At 55.6% G+C, this 13,117-nt stretch carries 13 protein-coding genes; 1 reads left to right on the forward strand and 12 read right to left on the reverse strand.

All coding sequences use genetic code 11. The features are described from left to right. Positions 1–10: 10 nt before the first annotated feature. From AB1287_RS18580 to flhD, 8 genes are all read right to left on the reverse strand, one after another. The gene (locus AB1287_RS18580) at positions 11–562 is read right to left on the reverse strand and encodes a Csu type fimbrial protein (protein ID WP_312627415.1); all 552 of its coding nucleotides are present in this window, start codon (positions 560–562) and stop codon (positions 11–13) included. An 8-nt stretch (positions 563–570) separates the two neighbouring features. Further along, complete coding sequence (locus AB1287_RS18585; RefSeq protein WP_312627413.1) at positions 571–1,140, reverse strand: spore coat protein U domain-containing protein; 570 nt, start codon at positions 1,138–1,140, stop codon at positions 571–573. A gap of 344 nt (positions 1,141–1,484) precedes the next feature. After that, positions 1,485–1,988, reverse strand: a complete 504-nt coding sequence (gene cheW, locus AB1287_RS18590) for a chemotaxis protein CheW (RefSeq protein WP_312627411.1) — start codon at positions 1,986–1,988, stop codon at positions 1,485–1,487. Positions 1,989–2,007: 19 nt separating this feature from the next. Then, positions 2,008–4,038: a chemotaxis protein CheA gene (gene cheA / locus AB1287_RS18595; RefSeq protein WP_435618724.1), complete on the reverse strand. Its 2,031-nt coding sequence runs from the start codon at positions 4,036–4,038 to the stop codon at positions 2,008–2,010. Between the two features lie 4 nt (positions 4,039–4,042). Then, on the reverse strand, positions 4,043–4,972 hold the full coding sequence (motB, locus tag AB1287_RS18600; protein WP_312627409.1) for a flagellar motor protein MotB: 930 nt from the start codon (positions 4,970–4,972) through the stop codon (positions 4,043–4,045). Beyond that, positions 4,969–5,859: a flagellar motor stator protein MotA gene (motA, locus tag AB1287_RS18605; protein WP_312627407.1), complete on the reverse strand. Its 891-nt coding sequence runs from the start codon at positions 5,857–5,859 to the stop codon at positions 4,969–4,971. Before motA ends, motB begins: the two co-directional genes overlap by 4 nt. A gap of 124 nt (positions 5,860–5,983) precedes the next feature. Beyond that, positions 5,984–6,568: a flagellar transcriptional regulator FlhC gene (gene flhC, locus AB1287_RS18610; protein ID WP_312627490.1), complete on the reverse strand. Its 585-nt coding sequence runs from the start codon at positions 6,566–6,568 to the stop codon at positions 5,984–5,986. Continuing rightward, complete coding sequence (flhD, locus tag AB1287_RS18615; RefSeq protein ID WP_312627406.1) at positions 6,565–6,915, reverse strand: flagellar transcriptional regulator FlhD; 351 nt, start codon at positions 6,913–6,915, stop codon at positions 6,565–6,567. The genes flhC and flhD overlap by 4 nt, the downstream gene beginning before the upstream one ends. A gap of 745 nt (positions 6,916–7,660) precedes the next feature. On the opposite strand from flhD, the gene uspC reads away from it, so the two are divergent. After that, positions 7,661–8,089 carry a universal stress protein UspC gene (gene uspC, locus AB1287_RS18620; RefSeq protein WP_312627405.1) on the forward strand — a complete coding sequence of 143 codons (429 nt, stop codon included), beginning with the start codon at positions 7,661–7,663 and terminating at the stop codon, positions 8,087–8,089. 110 nt (positions 8,090–8,199) lie between these two features. On the opposite strand, the gene otsA is transcribed toward uspC, so the two are convergent. The 4 genes from otsA to araG all read right to left on the reverse strand — a co-directional run bounded on the left by otsA (position 8,200) and on the right by araG (position 13,060). Continuing rightward, positions 8,200–9,624 (reverse strand): alpha,alpha-trehalose-phosphate synthase, encoded by a 1,425-nt coding sequence (gene otsA, locus AB1287_RS18625; protein WP_435618725.1) that lies wholly within the window; start codon positions 9,622–9,624, stop codon positions 8,200–8,202. After that, positions 9,599–10,390, reverse strand: a complete 792-nt coding sequence (gene otsB / locus AB1287_RS18630; RefSeq protein WP_435618726.1) for a trehalose-phosphatase — start codon at positions 10,388–10,390, stop codon at positions 9,599–9,601. The genes otsA and otsB overlap by 26 nt, the downstream gene beginning before the upstream one ends. 161 nt (positions 10,391–10,551) lie before the next feature. Further along, entirely contained in the window at positions 10,552–11,532 is a 981-nt protein-coding gene (araH, locus tag AB1287_RS18635; RefSeq protein ID WP_312627488.1) for an L-arabinose ABC transporter permease AraH, read from the reverse strand. 13 nt (positions 11,533–11,545) lie between these two features. Continuing rightward, a complete protein-coding gene (gene araG / locus AB1287_RS18640; protein WP_435618727.1) occupies positions 11,546–13,060 on the reverse strand; it encodes an L-arabinose ABC transporter ATP-binding protein AraG in 1,515 nt (504 codons plus the stop codon). Positions 13,061–13,117: the final 57 nt, after the last annotated feature.

Here is a 13,117-nt window from a genome sequence, read left to right on the forward strand (position 1 = left end):
TCTCCCTGATTTACCATGACAACGTCACGGTCAGTTGATCGCTGTAAGTCCCTGCCGGGCTGAACCCGGTCAGTTGCGCCGCGCCATAAAGCGTCAGCGCGATATTATCGCCATTGCTGTAGGTCACCGACACGGGCTGGTTGACCAGGATTTCCGTATTGGCCGCAAGCCCACTGCTGCTGTAGAGCCTGTACGGCACTTTATCCGTCCCGCCGGAGCGCTGCATATTGCGCACGGTGGTGTAGTTTTTCCCGCCGTCAATGGTCATGCTGAGCGCAACGCCGGGCGTGCAGGCCAGCGACAGAGACGCAGCTGGCACAAACTGCGTACTTATCTGCCCCGACTTCACGCCGCTGTAGCTGCCGAAGTTCAGCGTGCCCATCGCCCCGCCGGTGCCCATCGCCATGGAACAGCCCGGCGTGATGGTGGCACTGACCTTGAATGACTGGGAAGTGACCGTCAGCGCACTCACCGGAAAGCCCTGAGCCAGCAGCACAACCAGTTGAACAAGGCGCAGCCATCCCCTGGCTGCCCGCAGGAAGCCCGTCACACCCAATGTCATTCGTGGGCTTAATAGTTGACGCTAACGTTAATCGTGTCGGTGTAAGTTCCCGGCACAACGGTCACACTGTTACCACCACCCTGAATGCGTCCGTACAGGGTGTAGCTGTCAACCCCATCCGTAGTGGAAGCAATTGGTAAAGCGGCGTTGTTAGCCACCACGTTGCTGTAACCGCTGTCGCTATAGAGGCTGTAGGCCACGCCCTGCGTGGCATCGGTGGTGCTGAGCAGGTAGCGGCCTGGTGTGCCTGGCGTACCGACCACGGTAGTCGGCGCGGTGCTGTTAGTGTTACCGGTAATGGTCACCGTATAGCTGCTGGTGGTGCACTGAACGGTAAACGTATTCCCGCCGCTGGCGCCGGTCAGCTGCGTGGTAAGCGTTGAGAAGGTGGCAGGATGCGTACCAAAATCGAGCGTACCGAAGTTGATGCCGCTCTGGCTTGGGGAGCCGTTTATCAGGCAGCCGTTGGTCAGCGTCAGGGTGGCGGCAATGGTCCCGAGGCTCGTAACGGCCTGGGCTGCCGGGCCGGTCAGCGCCAGAAAACTCGCTGCGGTCAGAAGAAGACGTGTTCTCTTCATGGGGCGTCTCCGGGGTCAGAAGTCCTGGCGCTTTTCTGTTTTGCGTCAGTCGGTTATCAGGCTGCCGTTGCGGCCACCTTAACTGAAATCTAGTTCAGGGTTTTTATTCAACCAACTTTGCTACACAAATTAAGTCTTTCGCGTTATTTACACGTTTAGTTTTTATTAATCAGCTAATTACCAGCGAGCCGGCAGGAAGAAATGACAAGTTGCAGAGAATATATTGCGGCTATTGTGATCTAAATCACACAGCATTTTCAGGGAGATATTAGCCGAGCTTACCGGGAGTTTAGAGGGGGTGAAATGGAGCGAAAATCCCCCGCCATTGCGACGGGGGAAAATCATTACGCGGCACTTATCGCCGCGTTATCAAGCAGGGCCATCTCTTCGCTGTTGAGCAACTTTTCGATGTTAACCAGAATCAGCATACGCTCACCGAGCGCGCCGAGGCCGGTGAGGTATTCAGTGGAGAGCGTCACGGCAAACTCCGGCGCAGGGCGAATCTGATCGGCGGCGAGCGACAGCACGTCGGACACACCATCAACCACAATGCCCACCACGCGCTGGCTCAGGTTCAGCACGATCACTACCGTATTGTCGTTATACTCTACGTCCTGCTGACTAAATTTCACGCGCAGATCGACGATCGGCACAATCACGCCACGCAGGTTAGTCACGCCTTTGATGAACGATGGCGTGTTCGCGATACGCGTCACCTGATCGTAACCGCGAATCTCCTGCACCTTCAGGATATCAATCCCGTACTCTTCATCCCCCAACGTGAAGACCAGGAATTCCTGGCCCGATGGCTCGCCCGCCAGTTTTGCTACGTTCGTCATACCGGTCATTTTTTTCCCTTCTTAAGCATCAGGCAGCGCTGTACGCCACACGTTGTTCACGATTCAAACCCTGCAAAGCCTGAACATCGACGATCAGCGCCACGCTGCCGTCGCCGAGGATGGTGGCGGCTGAGATGCCCGGTACTTTGCGGTAGTTGCTTTCCAGATTTTTCACCACCACCTGATGCTGGCCGATCAGTTGATCCACCAGCAGCGCGTAGCGGCGGCCTGCACTTTGCAGGATAACCACGATGCCCTGGGTCGCTTCGGTTTTGGCGCCCTGAACATCAAAGACTTTCCACAGCTCCACCAGCGGCAGATATTCACCGCGCACTTCCAGCACGCGCTCGCCGCCTGCCAGCGGATGTAAGTCTTCTTCGCGCGGCTGGAGGGATTCCATTACTGCGTTGAGCGGCAGAATAAACACTTCGCCGCTCACCTTAACGGACATACCGTCGAGGATCGCCAGCGTCAGCGGCAGCAGAATACGGATTGTGGTCCCCGCGCCCTGCTTCGATTTAATCTCAACGTGGCCGCCCATCTCCTGGATGTTCCGCTTCACTACGTCCATGCCTACGCCACGCCCGGAGACGTCGGTCACCTGCTCGGCGGTGGAGAAGCCCGGCGCGAAAATCAGCATGCCGACCTCTTCGTCGGTCATGTTTTCGTTCACCGCCATCCCCTGCGAAAGCGCCTTGGCCAGGATGCGCTCACGGTTAAGGCCTGCGCCGTCGTCGGTGACTTCAATGCAGATATTGCCGCCCTGATGCTCTGCGGAAAGGATCAGGTTGCCGACGGCAGATTTTCCTGCCGCCATGCGGTTTTCCGGGGATTCAATGCCATGGTCGAGGCTGTTGCGCACGAGGTGCGTCAGCGGGTCAATAATGCGCTCGATTAAGCTTTTATCCAGCTCGGTGGAGCTGCCCATCAGGGTCAGTTCCACCTGTTTATTGAGCTTGCTCGCCAGGTCACGCACCAGGCGCGGGAAGCGACTGAAGACGTATTCCATCGGCATCATACGAATCGACATCACCGATTCCTGCAGATCGCGGGCGTTGCGCTCAAGCTGTCCCATGCTGGTGATCAGGTCACCGTGCTGAACCGGGTCGAGTTCATTGGAACGCTGCGCCAGCATCGACTGGGTGATCACCAGTTCGCCAACGAGGTTAATCAGCTGATCGACCTTCTCCACCGCCACGCGAATGCTGGTCGACTCGCTGACGCGCGCCGGTTTTTCGCGATCCGCACGTGGGGCAGCAGCAGCCTCTTTTGGCACGGCTTTCAGTACCGGGGCGTTAACCACGGCAGGTGCTTCAGCCGTTTCCACTACGGTCACCGCCGGGGTTTCAGCCACCGCCTCTGGGGCGGTTTCAAACGCAATCTGGTCGGCTTCAATAACGAAGCACAGCACCGCCACGATGTCATCCTGCGACACCGCGCCGTCAAGATTCGCACTGAGAGAATCCGCCGTTTTCACCACCTGGCTAATTTGTGCGAGGTTGCTCAGCTCTTCCTGCAACATCTCCGGCTCACCGCTCTTCAGGCGGGAAAGCACGATGCGAGTCTGACCGCCGGGCTGCGCAGGCGCTATCGCCACTTCACTTTCTGGTGCTTCGTTTTCCACAACGCTCAGTTTTGCGCCTGATGCGGAAGGCACGGCTTCGCCTTTGGCTTCTAAAGCCAGCTGGCGCAGGGCCTGACAAATATATTCGAAGCTGGCAGCGTCCGGCTCCTGCGAGCTTTTATAAGCATCGAGCTGTTCCTGCATGATGTCTTTCGTTTCCAAAAACAGGTTGATAATGTCGGTATTGAGCTGCATCTCACCGCGCCGGGCGTCATCCAGCAGGTTTTCCATCAGGTGAGTGGTTTCCTGCAAGACGCTAAAGCCGAATGTGCCTGCGCCGCCTTTGATGGAGTGCGCCGCGCGAAAAATAGCGTTCAGCTGCTCGGCGTCAGGGGCTTCCGGGACGAGATCCAGCAGGTGCTGCTCCATGTCAGCCAACAACTCGTCGGCTTCATCGAAAAATGTCTGATAAAAATCGCTGATATCCATGCTCACGCTATCACCTCTGTAGAGATTGTGGCGATGTGGGACTGGCCGCCGGAGGCAGCGCCCCCGGTTGCTGTAATACGCTTAACGGTTCGTTCTGGCTTTCGGCGTTCTCATGGAGGATTGCCTGCTCAGCCTGTGAATTGAGCACCAGTAAACTGATGCGGCGGTTGATAGCGTCATCTCCGCCGTGCGGCTGTAACTTCATGGTGTTGGCCATGCCGATCACTCGCAGCACTTTGCCGTCGTCCAGGCCCCCAGCGACCAGCTCCCGACGCGAGGCGTTAGCGCGATCGGCGGAGAGCTCCCAGTTGCTGTAACCTCTGTCACCCGTAGCATACGGGTAATCATCGGTGTGGCCTGAAAGACTGATTTTGTTCGGCACTTCATTCAGTACCGGCGCAATGGCGCGCAGAATGTCGCGCATGTAGGACTCCACCTCCGCGCTGCCGGTTTTAAACATCGGGCGGTTCTGGCTGTCGATAATCTGAATGCGCAGTCCTTCCTGCACCAGATCGATTTTCAGGTACTGGCGCAGGGCTTTCAGCTTCGGATCGGACTCGATCAGTTGATCCAATTCACCGCGAACTTTCTTCAGCCGGTTCTGCTCCATGCGCTTTTTCAGCTCATCGATATTCGGCTCTTTTTTCACTTCGCCCTGGCGCTGGGTGTAGTCGTCCCCACCGCCGGGGATCGGGCTTTGGCTTTCGGATATGCGTGAGCCGCCGGTCACCGCAGTCGCCAGCGGCGTACGGAAATATTCGGCGATCTGAATAAGCTCTTTCGGGCTGGAGATGGAGATAAGCCACATCACCAGAAAGAACGCCATCATCGCGGTCATAAAATCGGCGTAAGCAATTTTCCACGAGCCGTGTCCGGCCCCGCTGTGGTTTTTGTGCTTGCGCCGCCTGACGACGACTATCGGGTGAGCCTGGTTTTTCATGCGTCCTCGGTCGTCGTTTGTTGTGCCGACGGATTACGCACTGCACGCACATGCTCTTCCAGCTCGATGAATGACGGACGTTCGCTGGAGTAAAGCGTTTTACGGCCAAACTCTACCGCGATCGGCGGTGCGTAACCGTTGAGGTTCGACAGCAGCGTGATTTTGACGCACTGCATCATCTTGGTGGTTTCGGCACTTTTCTGACGCAGCACCGTCGCCAGCGGAGAAATAAAGCCGTAGGCCAGCAATATACCGAGGAACGTCCCGACCATCGCATGGGCGATCATCGCCCCCAGTTCCGCCGCCGGGCGATCCGCTGAACCCAGCGCGTGCACCACGCCCATCACCGCGGCCACGATACCGAAAGCAGGCAGCGAATCACCGACGATGGCCAGGCTGTTGGCCGGAACTTCGGCTTCGCTTTCATGGGTTTCGATCTCTTCGTCCATCAGCGCTTCGATTTCGAAGGTGTTCATATTGCCGCTGATGATGAGGCGCAGGTAGTCGACGATAAACTCCAGCATCACTTTATCGGCGAGAATGCGCGGATAGCTGGCAAAGATTTCGCTCTCGGTGGGATTTTCGATGTCACGCTCCAGCGAGAACATCCCCTGCTGGCGCGACTTGGCCATCAGCCGGTACAGCAGCGCCAGCAGATCCATGTACATACTTTTGGTGTACTTCGAACGACGAAACAGCAACGGCAGCGCCTTCAGCGTGCCCTTGATGGCTTTCCCGTTGTTGCCAACGATAAACGCCCCTATCCCTGCGCCGGCGATAATGATCAATTCTGCAGGCTGATAGAGTGCCCCAAGGTGTCCGCCGGTAAATGCATACCCGCCGAAGACTGTACCAAGAACAACCAGGTAACCTAATAAGATAAGCACGACATCATCCTTCCGCTGTTGATAAGCCCGGGATGAACGACAGTGCATTTCACCGAAGCGGTGGCAAAAAAAAAGCAGCGGACCTGCGTCCGCTGCTGGAGTGTTTTGCCACACCTTACTTCGGTTAAACAGCTTGCTCTATCTGTTCATCCAGCAGTTGTGGAGATATATCGGCACCTTCGCCGGAAAGTTTACGTCTTTTTACTGCTCGCGATGGCGGCTGGCAAAGGCTGCACACAAAGCTCCCTACGGGCTGGTGAGCATGGGTGATGAAATTGCCGCCACAGCTGTTGCAGCCGCTGAGTTCCAGCATGCCGCTCTCCACAAAACGCACCAGGGTCCAGGCGCGGGTCAGGGCTAAAATTGGCCCATCTTCCTGCTGCGGGCACTGTTCGAGGTAGAGACGGTAGGCTTTAATTACGGCGTCGACGCCGTTGCACAAACCGGTTTTCAGCAAATACTGCCAGGCGTTACAGAACATGGAAGAGTGAATATTCTGCTCCCAGGTCATAAACCAGTCGGTTGAGAACGGCAGCATGCCTTTTGGCGGCGGGCTCCCGCGCAGCTCTTTATACAGCTTGATGAGGCGGCCGCGGCTTAACTGCGTTTCGCTTTCGAGCATCTGTAAACGCGCGCCAAGCGTGATCAGCTCCATTGCCAGTTGTATGTCGCGGGCTTCCTGAACAATGCTTTTTTCGCTCATGATCAGGCCCTTTTCTTCCGTGCAGAGCCGTCTGCCTGGCTGGCTTCTTTTAATAAGCGTGTCGAGAGCAGAATACCGGTATGAATTTGTTGCAGATCGTCAACCCGCGACTCCTGAGTGAGTCGGGTGATGGTTTGATGGCTATCAAAGCGGAATTGACAAACCAACTGGTTAGTCTCCGCAATCTTAACCATCTGAGGAAGCGTCAGTGCGCCGAGCGTGGTAGCCATCTCTTCGTTAATGCCGAGACGGAACATGGCAGAGGCTTTATCCTGACTAATCAAACGCTGTGCAAGTAATAAATAAGACAAATTAATGTCATAAATATGCTTTAGCAACTCGGATGTATGCATTTTTCCCATCCCGAATAACCAACCATTATTTTATGCGGCAAGGCCGCACCCCGTGATGTCGCCGGGTAAAAAACCCGGTAAAGAAAGAAACGGCCAAAATGCATAGTTGACTTAGGCGCTGCAATTTTAAACAATTCTTACAATTGACTAAGATTTTTCCTAATTCGACGCAACTCTACTCGCCAGTAATGACACATACAACGTGGCTTTACATTAAATTTGAAAATTATGTGACGCACGTCACATAAATGAGCCATTTCATAACACCAAACCCATCAATTCCCATTGTCATTTGTGTAAAAAACGGTCAAATGTCAATTCTTTTTATTCCAGATGAGTGAATAACGGTTAAGAACATGTTCTGTTGCTCTCTTTTTCAGCAACGAAAAATCCTTTCTCATGGGCAACGAAAAGATCACAAAATGAGCCATTCGCAATTTTGACCATGCCTATAAAAAACAGTAGGTTATCAGTTTATATATTCCTGATAATTACAAAGAGAAATCATTAGCATTTTGTTAATCAATTTAAGGAATTGGTTACGAGTTTATTATTTGCCTGGCGAATTTTAGATAAGTGCGTAAAAAATCAATGAACCCCGCCGGAAGCAGTTATTCTTAATATAAGAATAATTAATGAATATCAGAGCAGCCTCACATTTCCGGGCAATGCCCCCTCTTGCGGAGCCGGTCTAAACAGGGTAAGAGAAATGAATGGGCGTTTTTCGCCACGTTAAGGAGGCACAATGACCTACACGCATTTGTTAGTCGCCGTTGCACCGACACCGGAAAGTCATAAACTCGTGAGCAAAGCGGTGTCCATCGCCCGCCCCGTTAACGCCCGTATCAGCCTGATCACCTCCTCCACCGACCCGGAAATGTATAACCAGTTCGCGGCGCCAATGCTGGAGAACCTGCGGGAACTAATGCAGGAGGAAACCCGACAGTTCCTCGACGAGTTGCAGGCCCGGGCCGATTACCCGATAGCTAACGCCACCATCGCCTGCGGCGAATTAAGCGAACACATCAGGGATTTCTGCCTGAAGCAGCAGGTGGATTTGGTTATCTGCGGGAACCACAATAAAACGTTCTTTGCGCGGGCGACGTGCAGCGCCAAAACCGTCGCGGGCAACAGCGGTGTAGATGTTCTGCTGGTCTCGCTGGAAAATGAGTAACGGCTTCATCAACGATCGTGCCGGATGGCAGCTACGCCTGACATCAGCATGAGGCGCATATCTGACCACCAGGCCCGGCAAGCACAGCGTCACCGGGCGGCTATCATTTATTATGCAAGTTTAGGAAAGGCCGCGACTTTATTCTGCAAGTCACGCTCCGCCGTTCGCGGCTTTATCTGCTTTAGATCGTGAATAAAGCGCTCCTGCCAGTGGTTAATATCATTTTGCTTAATCACCTCCATCATCTCGGCATGGCGGGAAATCCTTTCCGTGAGCGGCATCGTTAATGCTCTGTCGAGTGCGGTCGCCACATCATCCCTGTCGTAAGGATTAACGATAAGCGCGGAGGTCAATTCATTCGCCGCCCCGGCAAACTGCGACAAAACCAGCACGCCAGGGTTGGCAGGATCTTGTGCTGCCACATACTCTTTGGCCACCAGATTCATCCCGTCACGCAGCGGCGTCACCAGTCCCACGTCGGAGTAGCGAAACACCTTCATCAAAAGCTTGCGATCGAAATGCTGATTCAGGTAGTAAAGCGGCGTCCAGCCCAGCTGCCCGTACTTACCGTTGATCCGCCCGGCTGCCGTTTCCAGCTGATGACGAATATCCTGATAAGCCTGAACGTCGCCGCGCGAGGTTGGTGCAATCTGGGTGTAGCGAATATGCCCATGATGCTGTGGATACTTTTCCAGCAGCGCCTCATAGGCCTGAAAGCGCTCCGGCAGCCCTTTCGAATAGTCCAGACGCTCCACCGAAAAGATGTTCTTCATGCTCTTGAGCTCCGCTTTAAGCTGTGCCAGCTTCGGCGGTAGCGGCCCCTGCGCCTGACGGATAATCTCTTTCGGATCGATCCCTATCGGGTAGACTTCCGTGCTGAAAGTCTGTCCCCATGCGCTGTGGGTTTTACTGCCCCGGCTGGTCAGCCGCGTCAGCCCGGAGACGCCATCAAGAAATGCCAGACGATCGTTTTCGGTCTGGAAACCCAGCAGATCGTACTCACACATCTGCTCCAGCAGTTCCGCGTGCGTCGGCAGCGCATTGAACACCTCCGGCGTAGGAAACGGAATGTGCAGGAAAAAGCCAATGCGGTTGTTCACCCCACGTTTGCGCAGTTCGCTGGCAAACGGCAGCAGGTGATAATCGTGGATCCACAGAACATCGTCTTTTTTAATCAGCGGCAGAAGCTTATCGGCAAGCGTGGCGTTGACGCGAAGATACCCTTCCCATGCTTCGCGCTGGAAGTTCACTAAATCCAGACGGTAGTGGAAGGCAGGCCATAGTACGGCGTTGGAAAACTGGTTGTAGTAGAGGTCATGGTCCTGCTCGTTGAGGTTGAAGGACGCCCAGGTGATGTCGCCTCGCGTCACTTTCCTGAGCGGTTCATCTTCGTTGCCGGTTTCCCCACTCCAGCCAAACCATAATCCTCCTGTGGCCTTAAGTGCCCCCAGAATACCCACCGCCAGCCCACCGGCGCTGGCTTTCTTATCATCCGGCGGAGCAATACGATTAGATACGACGATCAGGCGACTCATAGCCTTCTCTCCTGTCAGTTAGCGCATGAAGTTGTGCGAGCTGCAACAGCCAGTGATGGGTGTCCGCCACGCTTGCCAGACGCCAGTGCGCCTGCGTCTTTCCCTGTCCAACCTTGACCGAGATACCGCCTGCTGCGTTTACGACCGCAAATCCGGCCTCATCGGTCAGGTCATCGCCGACAAACACCGGCAGACGGCCAAGGAACGGCGCTTCCTGCATAAAGGCCGACACGGCGGCACCTTTATTAATGCCCTCTGGTTTAATTTCCACCACACATTTACCTGGCTGGAGCGCCAGCCCAGGAAAGCGCTTTACGGCTTCCTGGGCCAGGCTCTCAATGGCCCGCTGGTGCTGCGGTGCCTGACGGTAGTGCAGCGCGAATGCCATGCCTTTGTTTTCTACCTCGCAGCCCTCAAGCGGCGGCGCCTGCTCATTCAGCCAGTGGCGAAGCTCGGCGGCCAGCGTTGGCGGCAGCTCTACCCGGTGAAGCTGACCTTTGATATCGCGGCGTTCAGCCCCGTGAACGCCCGCCAGCGGGAAACGATACGGTGCGGCAAGCGCGTCAAGCTCAGACATTGAGCGCCCTGAGATCAAAGCCAGCGCCCCCTGCTGCTGCTGCGCCAGCTGGTGCAGCGTTAAGCGGATGGGCTCGGGAAGGGTAACCTGATCGGGATGCGGTTTGATCTCCGCCAGCGTGCCATCCAGGTCAAAGAAAAAAGCGTAATTTCCGCGAACAACCGGCGGAACGGTTAACGGGTCAGTCACCCTGTCTACCTCCTCAGTACTGCTGTTTTCAATCAGATGTTAATCAAACGTTAGCTGTGTAAGTATAGACAGTGTGACCGCCCTCGCCATTTTCAAACGAAAACGCCGGGGGAATTAGCCCCGGCGAAAGGTTAGGATTAAACTTAAAAGTTGGGGTGAAATCAGGCCGTACGCTTCGCTTTTTGCTTGTAGCGGTCGAAAATCACCGCCGCCAGCAAAATCAGACCACGCACCACATATTGGGAAAAAGGCGAGATGTTCAGCAGGTTCATCGCATTTTCCACCGTTCCCAGGATCAGGATCCCCGCCACCACATACGAGATCTTGCCGATCCCGCCCTTAAGCGACACACCGCCCAGCACGCAGGCGGAAATGACGATCAGCTCATAACCCATCGAGGTCATCGGCTGACCGCTGGTCATGCGCGAAGCCAGGATGATCCCCGCCGCCGCCGACACCAGTCCCGAAAGCACAAAGATGATGATTTTGGTGCGCACCACCGGCACACCCGCCAGACGCGCAGCTTCTTCATTTCCGCCTATGGCCAGCGTATTCCGGCCAAAAGTGGTTTTATTGAGCAGCAAACCGAACGCAGTCAGGCAAACGACGGTGAGCCAGATAGGCGCGGGAAGTCCGAACCAGTTGGCGTATCCCAAAGTGAAGAAGCGCTCGTCCTCAATCCCGACCGCTTTACCATCGGAAATGATATACGCCAGACCACGCACGATTTGCATGGTGGCAAGCGTGGTGATCAGCGCATTAATTTTCAGGCGGGCGATGACAAACCCGTTAACCAGGCCGCTCAGTGCTCCCAGCAGCAGCCCGGCGAACACGCCCAGCCACAGGCTTTCTGAGAGATTAATCACTACCGCCGTCGTTACCCCGGCGCAGGCAATCACCGAAGCAACGGAAAGGTCAAAATCCCCCGACGCCAGGCAAAACAGCATGCCGCACGCCACCATGCCGGACATCGAAATAGCGAGCCCCAGCCCCTTCATGTTGACGAAGCTTGCAAAGTTCGGCACAAAAATCGCACAGGCGAGGAACAGCACGGCAAATACCACCAGCATGCCGTACTGATCCCAAATGCGCCCGACGCTAAACGCATTCCGGCGCGGGCCGGATGTCGTTACTGAAGACATCATTCACTCCTCATCAGGCTACGGCCTGCGTGGTTTTAGGCATCGCCAGGCTCAGCGCCTGCTGTTCATTGGCACTCTCATGGAGCAGCTCACCGGCAATCTCACCTTCACGCATGACGATGATCCGGTCCGCCACGCCGAGCACCTCCGGTAGATCGCTTGAGGCAAATAGCACCGCTACGCCGGACGCCGCGAGCGCATAGATAACGTTGTAGATTTCATGTTTGGCCCCGACGTCAATGCCGCGCGTCGGCTCATCGAGCAGGATGACCTTCATCTCTTCAGACAGCCAGCGGCCAAGAATGGCTTTCTGCTGGTTGCCGCCGGAAAGATTCATGATGAGCTGCTCCACTCCCGGCGTTTTGATATTGAGCGATCGGATATGGTGTGCCGCGTTGTCCGCCTCCCAGGCGTTGTTGATCAGGCATCCGGCGCGAATGTGCCTGCGCCGGGCGCTGATGTTGATGTTGTCGCGCACCGAATGCACCGGAATAATGCCATCCGCCTTACGGTCTTCCGGGCAGAGCATCATGCCGACCCGGATAGCCTCAGCGGGTTTGCGGATATCAACCGGCTTGCCGTCAATGCTCACCTGCCCTCCGGTTATTCGCGTTCCGCCGAACAGCCCTTTCATCAGCTCGCTTCGCCCGGCACCGACCAGGCCGAACAAACCAACAATTTCGCCGCTTTTCACTGACAGGCTGATGGGCTGGCGTACACCCGGTGCTTTAACATCGTCCAGCCGCAGCCTTTCGACGCCGTATTCACGCGGCTGCCAGCCGTAGATATCACCGATTTCACGCCCCACCATCGCCTGCACCAGCAGGTCGTTATTGACCTGCGCCATGTCGTCAAACGTGCGAACGTAGCGCCCGTCTTTAAACACCGTAATGGCATCGCTGAGGGCAAAAATCTCCTCCATGCGGTGCGAAACATAAATAATGACGCGCCCTTCGTTACGCAGTTCGCGGATAACGCGAAACAGGTTGTCGATTTCCCGCGCTGAGAGCGAACTGGTGGGTTCATCAAAGGCGATCACCTTGGCGTTGCGCGCCAGCGCCTTGGCAATTTCCACCATCTGCCACTGGCCAATGGAGAGATACTTCAGCGGGGTTTGCGGATCGATATCCAGCCCCAGATGTTCAAGCTGCAGTCCCGCTTCATAGTTAAGCAGCGAGCGATTAACGATCCCCCCCTTGTGCGGCATCTGCCCGAGGTAAATGTTTTCGGCTACCGTCATCTCCGGCACCAGATGCAGCTCCTGATAGATGATGGCCACCCCGGCATTCAGCGCGGCGGTCGTGTCGGTGAAGCTGACCTCTTGTCCTTTCAGCGCCAGCGTCCCGGCGCTGGGCGCGTAGTTACCGCTCAAAATCTTCAATAGCGTAGATTTTCCGGCACCGTTTTCCCCCATCAGCGCATGAACCTGCCCGGCATAGCAGTCAAAGCTGATGTCGGTCAGAGCCTTCACGCCCGGGAAGGTTTTGCTGATGCCGCGAAACGAGAGATAAGGCTGCGACTGTTGCATATGCACTCCAGAGAACACGAATCCACTTCTGTATGGCTTCTTTTGTCGGGTGACGCT

The organism is Scandinavium sp. UTDF21-P1B, assembly GCF_040750395.1.
GTDB lineage: Bacteria > Pseudomonadota > Gammaproteobacteria > Enterobacterales > Enterobacteriaceae > Scandinavium.